We start from the raw sequence: 11022 nt of genomic DNA, 5'->3' as shown, positions 1-11022 counted from the left end.
GGGTCGTGGGTCGCCTCGTCGTGGAGCATGCTCGACACGATGGAGACGGTCGACGAGACGACGGTGCAGTTCGACCTGTCGTTCCCGTACGGCGCGTTCGGCCACGCGCTCGCGTCGATGCAGATCGTCCCGAAGGCGGTCCGCGAGGCGGACCCACAGGCGTTCGGGGGGCAGAACCCGGTCGGGTCCGGTCCGTTCCGGTTCACCGAGTTCACCGAAGGGGAGTTCACCAGACTGGAACGCTGGGACGACTACTGGGGGGAGACGACGCCGAACCTCGAACGGGTAGAGTTCGTCCCCGTTCCGGAGGCGACGACGCGGGTCACGCAGTTCAAGACGACTGACGCGGGGTTGCTGAAGGACGTCCCCGCGAAGCTCTACGGCACCGTCGAGGACATCGGTGACGCGAGTGTCCAGTCGTCGGACGCCCTGAACTACGGCTTCGTCACGTTCAACCTGAACGAAGGTGAGACGACGAAACCGGCGGTGCGAGAGGCCATCGACTACTGCGTGGACCTCGACGCGGTGTCCGAGCGGTTCTGGAACCCCGTCGGTGGTCGGCAGTACCAGCCGATGCCCGCCGCGCTGGCCGAGGCGTGGGACATGCCCCTCGACGAGTTCGAGTCGATGGCCGTCGGCAAGGACATCGACCGGGCGAAGACGCTGTTCGAGGAGGCGGGCGTCCCCGACGACTGGACCTGCCGGATGATATACGAACCGCTCGACCCCATCCAGCAGATGATGGTCACCATCGCCAACGGCATCAAGGAGGCCGGCTACGACGCCGAGGTGGTGAACCTCGACAGGGGGACGTTCCTCGAGAACTTCACGACCGGGAAGGCCGCGGACTACAACGTCTACTCGCTGGACTGGGGGCTCTCGCCGAACCCCGACTACCAGATGTTCAACATGTACCACGAGTCGGGCGCGGGGGCCAACCAGGGCCACTACTGGGACGACCCGGAGGTGATGGAGATGATCGAACGGTCCCGCCAGTCGACCGACCGCGAGGAGCGCCGTCAGCTCTACATCGACATCCAGACGGAGATCATCCAGCAGCGCGTCCAGATTCCGGCGTACTCGATGAAGGCCGTCTGGGGGGTGAAAGACTACGTCAAGGACTTCCAGGTCACGCCGCTGACCGACATGAACCCGCGTCTCGTCTCGGCGTCGAACAACGTCTTCGTCGAGTCCTCGTAGTCGCTCAGAGGACGTAGTCGTCCCCGGTCTCCGTTTCGAGGAACGCGGTCAGCAGGTCGGTGGTCGCGGCGATGTCGTCGACGTGTGCGCTCGCGGTGTCGGAGTGGATGTTCCGCGTCGGGAGGAGCACCGCGCCGACGGGCGTGGCCCCGTTCGCCGTCTGGAACGCGCCGGCGTCGGTTCCGCCCGAGGAGTAGATCTCGAGCTGGTGCGGGATGTCACGGTCCTCGGCGAGGTCACGGAGACGGTCCGTGACCTTCGGGTTCGTCAGACTGGTGTGGTCCTTGACCTTGATGGCGGTCCCCGCGCCCGCCCGGACGATGGGGTCGTCGTCGAAGTACGGCTGGTCGTTGGCGATGGCGATGTCGAGCGCGAGAGCGAGGTCCGGGTCGAGGTCCACCGCGAGTGCCTCGGCACCGCGGAGTCCGACCTCCTCCTGGACGGTCGCCGCGAAGTGAACGGTGACGGCGGGGTCCTCGATACGCCGGGCGGCTTCGAGCATGGCGAACACGAGCGCACGGTTGTCGAACGCCTTGCCCGTCACGTGGTCGCCCATGACGATGGTCTCCTGTGCGAGCGTGACGACGTCGCCCGGTTCGACCCGGTCACGAACGGCGGCGGCGTCGAGGCCGAGTTCGACGTAGACGTCCTCGACGTCCCAGACGGCCTGTCGGGGGTCGGTCGGTCGCTTGTCCAACTCGTCGTCGCCGAGCATGTGTGGTGGGACCGCTCCGATGATACCCGTGAGGTGTTCGCCCCGGCGCGTCCTGACGGTGACGCGCTGGGAGCGTGCGGTCAGCGGATTCGTCCCGCCGAGCATGTTGAGTTCGAGGAAGCCGTCGTCGGTGATTCGCTCGACCATCCACCCCCACTCGTCGATGTGTGCGGCGACGACGACGCTGTAGTCACTCTCGCCGTGGACGGTCCCGACGACGTTGCCCATGGCGTCGGAGGTGACCTCGTCGGTGCTCGCCTCGAGTTCCTCGCGGACGATGGTTCGGACGTCGTCTTCGTAGCCGACGGGGCCACAGGCGGCGGTCAGGTCGCGTAACAACTCGAAGTCGAAGGGGAGTTCTCGCGTCATCCGAGCAGACCGTCGGTCAGGAACCGGCATATAGCTACTGCCGCCCGACCCGACAGCGGTTTTTGACTCGCCGACGACGTGGTCGGTAATGGACGCCCACGACCCGAAATCGAACCGCGCCGACGTCGGCCTCGACGAGAGTCGCAGCTTCCTCACCGAGACGGTCGGGAAGTTCGTCCCGCAGTCGGTCGCTCGACGCGCCGTCGGCGTCGGCCTCACCGCCGAGACGACTCGGTGTCGACAGGGCGACCCCGTCCAGTTCCGGGTGACGTTCGAGAACCGACTGCCCGTACCGGTCGCCGTCCGGACACCGACCGCTCGGCTGTGGGGGTGGCGGGTCGACGGCGAACTGGAGGGGAGCGACGAACGGCAGTATCTCACCGAGCGACCGAGCCAGTTACAGTTCCGGAGCGGCGAGCGAAAGGTCGTGGACGTGACCTGGTCGGGCCGGTTCGAATCGGACGGGGTCTGGACGCCCGCGGCCCGTGGCACGCACGAACTCGTCGCGTTCGTCGCAACTGCCGACGAGCGGCCACGAGCGAGTCTCACCGTAGAAATCGTCTGAAAGCGTCCGGAGGCGTCCCACGGTAGCGTGGGTCGCCGGGTCAGTCGTCGGCGTTGAGGTGGCAGGCGGCGAAGTGCTGGTTGGTCCCGTGTTCGGGTTCGACCTCGTAGCTGGGCTCTCGCAGTGCACAGATGCTCTGTTCGGCGAACCGCTCTTGGAGAAGCGTCGCGGCAGTCTCCCACTCGTCGGCGAGGACGTTGTCTATCGCTCGGTCGGTGACGTCACCGGCCTCGCCGTCGGGGTACGCGTCGTCGAAGAACTCGGCGAGGAGTTCCGCGCGGTCGGTGACGGTGAACGTGCGTCGGTCGACGGCCCGCATGAACCGCCTGACGTTCACCCACTCGGCGTCGCTCATCTCGTAGGTGTCGGGGGCGATGAGGTCCGGACAACGGGTCCGGAAGCGACAGCCCGAGGGCGGGTTGATGGGACTGGGGACGTCGCCTTCGAGGACGCCCCGCCGTCCCTCCACGCGCGGGTCGGGCACCGGGATGGATTCGAGCAACGACCGTGTGTAGGGGTGCTGGGGGTTCTCGAACAGTTCGTCGCGGTCCGCGAGTTCGACGAGCTGACCGAGGTACATGACGCCGACGCGGTCGGAGATGTGGCGGATGACGCTCAGGTCGTGGGCGATGAACAGGTAGGTCAGCCCGAACTCCCGCTGGAGGCGCTTCATCGTGTTGAGCACCTGCGCCTGAATCGAGACGTCGAGCGCGCTCACCGGTTCGTCACAGACGATGAAGTCCGGATTGACCGCCAGTGCGCGGGCGAGGTTGACCCGCTGACGCTGCCCCCCGGAGAACTCGTGGGGGTAGCGGTTGTAGTGTTGCGGGTCGAGGCCGACCTTCTCTAAGAGGTCACGCACCCGGTCGGAGCGCTCGTCGGGGTCGTAGATGTCGTGAGCCTTCATCGGCTCCTCGACGATAGGTCCCACCTTCATCCGGGGGTCGAGCGAGGACTGCGGGTCCTGGAAGATCATCTGCATCTCCCGTCGGCGCTTCCGGAGCGCCTCGCCGGTGAGGTCCGCGAGGTTCTCGCCTTTGAAGTAGATGTCACCGTCGGTCGGGGCGTGGAGCTTCAGGATGGTCCGGGCGAGCGTCGACTTCCCACAGCCGGACTCGCCGACGATGCCGAGCGTCTCCCCCTTCTTGATGTCGAACGAGACGTTCTCGACGGCCCGGACGCGGTCGCTGTGGGTTCGGAACGGGAACCCACCGCCGGTCGCGTCGTACCGGAGGCTCAACAGCCCCCCACCGGTCGTGAAGTGCTTGGTCAGGTTCTCGACCGACACCAGCGTCTCGCCGAACGCGATGTCGTCGTCGTCGTCGGAGATGGACCGTGCCGGTTCGCTACTCATCGTCCGCACCTCCGGAGACGCCGCCGTCGCTCGCCAGTCCCGTCCCGAAGCCACTGGTCGCGGACGTCTCGATGGGCGTACTCGCCCGGTAGTCGGCCCCGAACTCGTCGTCGTGTATCAGACAGGCCGCCCGGTGGAGTCGTTCGCCCGCCTCCGAGACGTCTTTGGCTTCCGGGTCGACCTCCATGCAGACCTCACGAGCCTCCGGACAGCGCGTGTGGAACCGGCACCCGGACGGTGGGTTGATGGCCTCGGGCATGACACCCTTGATGGGGTCGAGTTCGTCGACGGTCTCGTCGGGGCGAGGAATCGAACGCAACAGCGCCTCGGTGTACGGGTGCTTCGGGTCGTAGAACAGGTCGTCGACGTCGGCCTGTTCGATGATCTGCCCGAGGTACATCACGCAGACGCGGTCACAGATCTCCGCGACGACGCCCATGTCGTGAGTGACCCAGATGAAACTCGTGTCGTACTTCTGCTGGAGGTCGGCGACGAGGTCGAGGATCTGACTCTCGACGGTGACGTCGAGCGCCGTCGTCGGTTCGTCGGCGATGATGAGACTCGGCTCACAGGCCAGCGCCATCGCGATGAGGACGCGCTGGCGCATCCCGCCGGAGAACTGGTGGGGGTAGCTGTCGTAACGCGTCTCCGGGTCAGGGATGCCGACCTCCCGGAGCATGTGGATCGCTTCCTCTCGGGCGGCCTTCTTCCCCATCTCTCGGTTGATCTCGATGAACTCACGAAGCTGCTCACCGATGGTGAACACCGGATTGAGCGACTCCATCGGGTCCTGGAAGATGATGGCGATCTCCCGGCCGCGGATGTCCCGGCGCATATCGGCGTTCGAGAGCATCGCCTCGTCCTGTCGAACCTCGCCGTCGTCGCCCTCTTCGAGACCGAACAGGGTCTTCTCACCGAACGTGATTCGACCGCCGACGATCTCGCCGGGGTTGTCGATGAGTCGGAGGATGGACTTCGCGGCGACGCTCTTTCCGGCACCGGACTCGCCGACCAGGCCGAGTATCTCTCCGCGCTTCACCGAGAAGGAGATGCCGTCGACCGCTCGAACGACGCCCTCCTCGGTGAAGAACTGGGTCTTCAGGTTTTCTACGTTGAGAACGGTATCTGGGTGCATGGTATCACGAATCGTGTCTGTATGGGGATACAGGTCACAGCATATAAACCTGCAGGCCGGAGGCGTCTCCCGTCTCCGGTATCTGCACGCTTATGCTACACGTGTCCGAACAGCCGTGACGATGCTACCGAACAGTCGTGCCGGTTCGTCGACGGGACGGGCACTGGGTGACCGATGACCGACGTGGACGCGGCGTACGAGGAACTCTACGCGGAGGCTCGTCACGCGGGGACGCTCTCGACGGTGGACGAGTTGCTCTACTGGGACGAGCAGGTGACGATGCCGTCCGGTGGGTCGCCGGGCCGCTCGACACAGCGTGCGGCCGTTGCGAAGGCACGACACCGAACGCTCACCGACGACCGGACCGGGAGACTCCTCGCGCGTCTCGAAGCGACGGAGCTACGCCCCGAGCGAGCAGCGCTGGTGCGCGAAGTCGCCCGTGAGCGCGACGACGCGATGCGGATTCCCGAGTCGCTCGTCGAGCGCTTGCAGTCGAAGCTCTCCGAAGCACAACCGGCGTGGCGTGAAGCACGCCGAGCGGACGCCTTCGAGGTCTTCGAACCACAGCTACGCCGGATAATCGAGCTGAAACGGGAGGTCGCCGATCACTTCGACCACGACAGCCGGTTCGAGACGCTGTACGCCGTCGGCGAGTTCAACGAACCGTACCTCCCGCTCTCGACGGTCGAGACGGTCCTCGACCGACTCGGTGAGGAGCTTCCACCGCTGATTCGGGCGGTCCGGGAGAGCCCGGTCGAGCCTCCACGGCTGTTCGAGGGGTCGTTCCCCGCCGCCGAGCAACGACCGCTGCACCGTGCCGCGCTCGACCACGTCGGGTACGACTGGGACCACGGGCGGTTCGACGAGGCTCCACACCCGTTCTCGAACGGGACGGTCTACGACGCCCGCGTGACGACCCGGTTCGACGAGTCGAACCTCCTCGCGGGGCTGACGAGCACGCTCCACGAGTTCGGCCACGCGACCTACACGCGTGGCCTCCCGGCCGAACACTTCGGGACGCCGCTCGGGACGGCACGGAGCATGGTCGTCCACGAGAGCCAGTCTCGGTTCTGGGAGAACCACGTCGGCCGGTCACGAGCGTTCTGGGCTGGCTTCACGCCGACGGTCGCCGACGCCCTCCCGCGCGACGTCTCGGTCGACGATGTCTACGCGGCCGCCAACCGCGTCACCGTCGGGCCGCTGCGCGGCCACGCCGACGAACTCACCTACCACCTCCACATCCTGGTCCGCTACGAAATCGAACGGGCGCTCGTCGAGGGCCGCATCGACGTCTCGGAGGTCCCGGCCGTGTGGAACGAGAAGTACGAACGGTATCTCGGCGTCACGCCGTCGAGCGACACCGAGGGCTGTCTCCAGGACATCCACTGGAGCGTCGGGTCGGTCGCGTCGTTCCAGAACTACACCCTCGGGTCGGTGCTCGCGGCGCAGTTGTTCGCGGCGGCGTCGCGGGACCTCCCCGACGTGGACCACGCCATCGAGGCGGGCGACTTCGAACCGCTGACCGACTGGCTCGGCGCGGCCGTCCACCGACACGGACAGCGCTACGAGACCCCCGAACTCGTCGAACGCGCGACCGGCGAGTCGTTGACCGCTGATTATTTCCTCGACTACGTCGACGAGAAGTTCGGCACGCTCTACGACCTGTAGTCGGGGACTGCTCGACGGAAGGTACAGAAGTCAAAACGCGACAGAGCGGGGGTAGACTCAGTTCCGGAGGTTGGGGTCCAGCGCGTCGCGGAGGCCGTCGCCGACGAGGTTGAACCCGATGACGGTGACGAGGATGGCGATTCCGGGCCAGACGCTGAACCACGGGTCCGGCAGCATGAACCCACGGGACTGGGCGAGCATCTGCCCCCACGACGGGGTGGGTGGCTGTGCGCCGAACCCGAGGAACGACAGGCCCGCGACGGTCAGGATGTTGACGCCGACCTGCAGCGTCGCCTGAACGACGACCGGGGCGAACGAGTTCGGGATGAGGTGGCGCACGATGATGTTCCGGTCTTTCACACCGACCGCCTGTGCGGCCTCGATGTAGACCTCCTCGCGGACACTGACGACGCGCGAGCGGATCAGGCGGGCGAACACTGGTACGGACGCGATGGCGACGCCGACCATCGCGAAGGTCAGGTCCCGACCGAAGGCGGTCATGAACGCGATGACGAGCACCAGGAACGGGATGGCGTAGACCGTCTCGACGATGCGCATCAGCACGTCGTCGACCCAGCCACCGTAGTAGCCGGCGACGGCCCCGACGGCCGTCCCGAGGACGAGGCCGATGCCCGTCGCCCCGATACCGACGGTCATCGCTATCCTCGACCCGTAGATGAGACGGACGAGGATGTCCCGTCCTCGGTGGTCGGTTCCCAGCGGGTGTTCGATGACGCCGGCACCGAAGACGTTCTCGAAGCCGAACGGGGGTAACAGCGTCACCGTCCCCACCGGGTCTTGTTCGGGGTGGTAGAGGAACCGCTCGGCGATGGCGTAGTCGAGGAGGGCGGAGTCGACCCACGCGAACACCGCGAGGCCGGTCATGAACCCGATGATGTACAGTCCGAGGCGGGCGGTTCGGTCGCGGTGTATCTGTTCGAGCGTGTACCGCCAACCGACGCTCGCTTCGGTCGGCTGGGTCGGTTCGTCCGGGTCCTTCGCCACCCGCGTCCGGAGTTCCTTCACTGGTTCCTTGCCGTCGGTAGTGTCCGTAGACATATCAGTTGGCCTCCGCGTCGTAGCTCACGCGCGGGTCGACCCACGCGTACGCCAGGTCCGTGATGATGACGCCGACGACGAACGTCACGCCGAAGAACAGCGTCGTCCCCATCACGAGCTGGTAGTCCTGGTTGTTGATGGCCGTGATGACGAGTCGTCCCATCCCGTTGATGTTGAAGACGGTCTCGGTCAGCACGGCCCCGCCGAGCGCCGAGGTCAACTGCAACCCGACGACGGTCAACACCGGTAGCTGTGCGTTCCGGAACGCGTGTCTGCGGGTGATCTTGCGCTCCGGGACACCGTAGGCCCTGGCGAGGTCGATGTACGGTTTCTTCAGCACCTCCAGCATCGAGGAGCGTTCGATACGCATGATGGCAGCCATGTACAGCGTCCCGAGCGTTATCGAAGGCATGAGGAGGTGGATGAACGCCTGCCAGAGGACGTCCAGTCGCGTCGTCGCCCCCTCGACGGTACTCGGGTCCGCCCACGGTAAGACGAGACTCGTCGCGGGCAGTACGTCGAGGTGGAACGAGAAGACGATGATGAGCATCAGTCCGATCCAGAACGACGGGGTACTGACGCCGAACAGGGCGACGATTCGAGAGATGTGGTCGGACGGTTCGTTGCGACGCTTCGCCGAGAGGATGCCGAGGGGAATCGCGGTCACGATGGCGAAGACGAAACTCGACGCCATCAGCAGGAGCGTCACCGGCAGGCGCTCCATGATCTTGTCGATGACGGGGGCGCCGCCGTAGTGGATGCTCGTGCCGAAGTCGCCCTGCACGACGCCGAACATGTACGCCAGGTAGCGTTCCCACAGCGGTCGGTCGAGTCCGTACTTCGCCCGTATCGCGTCGACGGCGTCCGCCGGCGCGCCCGGACCGATGAGGATACGAGCGGGGTCGCCGGGAATCGCGTTGACGAGGAGGAAGGTGATCGTTGCGATACCTATCAGCACCGGGACGGCCTGGAGAAGCCTCCGGAGCGTGTATCTTGCCATGCCCATGTGTGTCAGAGCCATGCTTCGAAGAGGATATAAACCATGTGGTCGCCCGCACCGCGTCAGTGACAACGTATATGCTGCCGCCCGTGTCACGGAGTGTCGAGGGTTGCTCACTATGACAGAGGACAGTATCACCGTACTCGACTGTGGAACGCTCGTCGACGGCCTGAGCGACGACGCACGCCCGAACGTCCGCGTCGTCGTCACCGACGGTACGATCACCGAGGTCGGTCCCCGTGACAGTATCGACCGCCCGGAGGGGGCGACGTTCGTCGACCACTCCGAGCAGTTCGTGTTGCCGGGGCTCATCGACGCACACCTGCACATCAACGGGTGGCGCTCGCTGCGCCCGTTCGACATGCTCACACTCGACGTCGCACTGGGGACGGCCCGTGCCACGAAGGACCTCCGAACGCTGCTCGGTGCGGGGTTCACGAGCGTCCGTGACTGTGGCGGGCCGACCGGACTGGGACTCAGGCAGGCCGTCGAGGAGGGCGAGATTCCGGGGCCGCGCATCTACACGGCGTGGAAGTCCTTCTCACAGACGGCCGGTCACGCGGACGCACACTACCTCCCCCACGAGTGGGTCACCAACGATCCGCACGCGGGGCGCGTACTGACCGACGGACCGACGGAGGCCCGCCGCGAGGCCCGAAAGCACGTCCGAGAGGGCGTCGACCTCATCAAGATCATGACGTCCGGGGGGATGCTCTCGCAGAAGGACCACCCCGACCACGCCCACTACACCGACGAGGAGATCCGCGCGTTCACCGAGGAGGCCCACCGGGTGGGTATCCCCGTCGCCTCCCACGCCGAAGGGACCGACGGTATCAACAACGCACTCCGGAACGGCGTCGACACCATCGAACACGGCATCGGTATCGACGACGAGTCGCTCGACCTGTTCGAGGAGACGGGGGCGATCCTCGTCCCGACGATACAGGCCATCTACCGGAACGCGGTCGCCGGCCCCGAGAGCGACGTGCCGGAGTGGTCACAGGAGAAGTCGGCGGCGGCCCACGAAGAGCACCTCGAATCCGCTCGGCGTGCCTACGAAGCGGGCGTCCCCATCGCTCACGCGTCCGACTGTGGCGGGACCGAGGACCACCCGCTCGGGACGTACCTGGAGTTCGAACTGCTCGTCGACGAAGTGGGGATGTCCGAGATGGAGGCGCTCCAGTCGGGGACGTCCGTCGCGGCACGGGCGCTCCACGACGAGTCGGTCGGGGCCGTCGAACCGGGCCGGCACGGCGACTTCGTCGTCCTTGACGAGGACCCACTGGCGGACATCCGTGCGCTCGAATCGGTGGCCGACGTGTACAAAGACGGGCGTCCGGTCGCACTGTAGCGCCCGAACCTCCCGACTTCCGAGACGGAGCGCCGAAACACATATATCACCGAACATCCGATGAGTCGGTATGTCGCGTGATAACAAATCATGTGGTCCGGAGAGGCGACTGTCTCGGGGAGTGACGCGCCGACGGGCACTGCAGGTGGGTGGGTTCGCAGGGGTCGTGGCACTCGCCGGTTGTGCAGGGTCCGCTCCGGAGAACGAGAGTGGCGAGACGACCGGTGGCGGTGGCGGCGGGGCCGGTGGCAACGGTGGGGGGACTGACGGTGGGGAGACGACCGACAGCGAAACCGAGCAGGAACAGGCACGCGCCGGTGGGAGCCTCACCGTCGCACAGGCGGGGGCACCACCGGACTGGGACCCCGTCAAGGGACTGGGCGTCCCGTCGGCCATCGTCGGCCAGAACGTGTTCTCGTCGCTGTACACCTACAACGACGCCCTCGAACTGATCCCGTCGGACCTGGGTGACGGGCTTCCGGAACCCGAACGCGAGGGCCAGCGGTGGGTCGTCTCCATCGTGGACAACGCGACGTTCCACAACGGCGACCCCGTGACCGCCGAGGACATCATGTACTCCTTCCAGGCCCCCATCGACGAGGGGTC

At 66.2% G+C, this 11022-nt stretch carries 9 protein-coding genes and 1 pseudogene; 5 read left to right on the top strand and 5 right to left on the bottom strand.

Annotated features, from left to right (window positions below; all coding sequences use genetic code 11):
• Nucleotides 1–1200, top strand: a 1200-nt coding sequence (locus GQS65_RS21200; RefSeq protein ID WP_158206614.1) for an ABC transporter substrate-binding protein, incomplete at its 5' end; no start/stop codon positions are given.
• Nucleotides 1201–1204: 4 nt separating this feature from the next.
• On the opposite strand, the gene GQS65_RS21195 is transcribed toward GQS65_RS21200, so the two are convergent.
• Nucleotides 1205–2284, bottom strand: coding sequence for a M42 family metallopeptidase (locus GQS65_RS21195; protein WP_158206613.1), 1080 nt, complete (start codon nt 2282–2284; stop codon nt 1205–1207).
• Between the two features lie 88 nt (nt 2285–2372).
• Between GQS65_RS21195 and GQS65_RS21190 the strand changes: the two genes are divergently transcribed.
• The gene (locus GQS65_RS21190; RefSeq protein ID WP_158206612.1) at nt 2373–2849 is read left to right on the top strand and encodes a hypothetical protein; all 477 of its coding nucleotides are present in this window, start codon (nt 2373–2375) and stop codon (nt 2847–2849) included.
• A gap of 40 nt (nt 2850–2889) precedes the next feature.
• Here GQS65_RS21190 and GQS65_RS21185 read toward each other — a convergent pair whose 3' ends face one another.
• Nucleotides 2890–4203 carry an ABC transporter ATP-binding protein gene (locus GQS65_RS21185; RefSeq protein ID WP_158206611.1) on the bottom strand — a complete coding sequence of 438 codons (1314 nt, stop codon included), beginning with the start codon at nt 4201–4203 and terminating at the stop codon, nt 2890–2892.
• Entirely contained in the window at nt 4196–5338 is a 1143-nt protein-coding gene (locus tag GQS65_RS21180) for an ABC transporter ATP-binding protein (RefSeq protein WP_158206610.1), read from the bottom strand. The genes GQS65_RS21185 and GQS65_RS21180 overlap by 8 nt, the downstream gene beginning before the upstream one ends.
• A gap of 174 nt (nt 5339–5512) precedes the next feature.
• On the opposite strand from GQS65_RS21180, the gene GQS65_RS21175 reads away from it, so the two are divergent.
• On the top strand, nt 5513–7006 hold the full coding sequence (locus tag GQS65_RS21175; protein ID WP_158206609.1) for a carboxypeptidase M32: 1494 nt from the start codon (nt 5513–5515) through the stop codon (nt 7004–7006).
• Between the two features lie 57 nt (nt 7007–7063).
• Here the strand turns inward: GQS65_RS21175 and GQS65_RS21170 are convergent, their stop codons facing one another.
• Nucleotides 7064–8065: an ABC transporter permease gene (locus tag GQS65_RS21170; RefSeq protein WP_158206608.1), complete on the bottom strand. Its 1002-nt coding sequence runs from the start codon at nt 8063–8065 to the stop codon at nt 7064–7066.
• 1 nt (nt 8066) lies between these two features.
• Complete coding sequence (locus GQS65_RS21165; RefSeq protein ID WP_158206607.1) at nt 8067–9071, bottom strand: ABC transporter permease; 1005 nt, start codon at nt 9069–9071, stop codon at nt 8067–8069.
• Nucleotides 9072–9183: 112 nt separating this feature from the next.
• Here GQS65_RS21165 and GQS65_RS21160 point away from each other — a divergent pair, with 112 nt between their 5' ends.
• Together GQS65_RS21160 and GQS65_RS21155 are read left to right on the top strand one after the other, a co-directional pair.
• On the top strand, nt 9184–10416 hold the full coding sequence (locus GQS65_RS21160) for a metal-dependent hydrolase family protein (RefSeq protein WP_158206606.1): 1233 nt from the start codon (nt 9184–9186) through the stop codon (nt 10414–10416).
• Nucleotides 10417–10582: 166 nt separating this feature from the next.
• Nucleotides 10583–11022: pseudogene (locus tag GQS65_RS21155) on the top strand (ABC transporter substrate-binding protein); the annotation flags it as partial.

Origin of the sequence: Halomarina oriensis, from assembly GCF_009791395.1 — an archaeon.
In the GTDB taxonomy this organism is placed as follows: Archaea; Halobacteriota; Halobacteria; order Halobacteriales; family Haloarculaceae; genus Halomarina; species Halomarina oriensis.
Note: the sequence above shows the minus strand (reverse complement) of the source record. Positions and strands in the feature narration are given on the sequence as shown.

What these genes read in the sequence shown, in the direction of transcription:
- GQS65_RS21180 (WP_158206610.1), bottom strand. Translation starts at nt 5,338, where the DNA reads ATGCACCCAGATACCGTTCTCAACGTAGAAAACCTGAAGACCCAGTTC.
- GQS65_RS21175 (WP_158206609.1), top strand. Translation starts at nt 5,513, where the DNA reads ATGACCGACGTGGACGCGGCGTACGAGGAACTCTACGCGGAGGCTCGT.
- GQS65_RS21170 (WP_158206608.1), bottom strand. Translation starts at nt 8,065, where the DNA reads ATGTCTACGGACACTACCGACGGCAAGGAACCAGTGAAGGAACTCCGG.
- GQS65_RS21195 (WP_158206613.1), bottom strand. Translation starts at nt 2,284, where the DNA reads ATGACGCGAGAACTCCCCTTCGACTTCGAGTTGTTACGCGACCTGACC.
- GQS65_RS21185 (WP_158206611.1), bottom strand. Translation starts at nt 4,203, where the DNA reads ATGAGTAGCGAACCGGCACGGTCCATCTCCGACGACGACGACGACATC.
- GQS65_RS21190 (WP_158206612.1), top strand. Translation starts at nt 2,373, where the DNA reads ATGGACGCCCACGACCCGAAATCGAACCGCGCCGACGTCGGCCTCGAC.
- GQS65_RS21160 (WP_158206606.1), top strand. Translation starts at nt 9,184, where the DNA reads ATGACAGAGGACAGTATCACCGTACTCGACTGTGGAACGCTCGTCGAC.
- GQS65_RS21165 (WP_158206607.1), bottom strand. Translation starts at nt 9,071, where the DNA reads ATGGGCATGGCAAGATACACGCTCCGGAGGCTTCTCCAGGCCGTCCCG.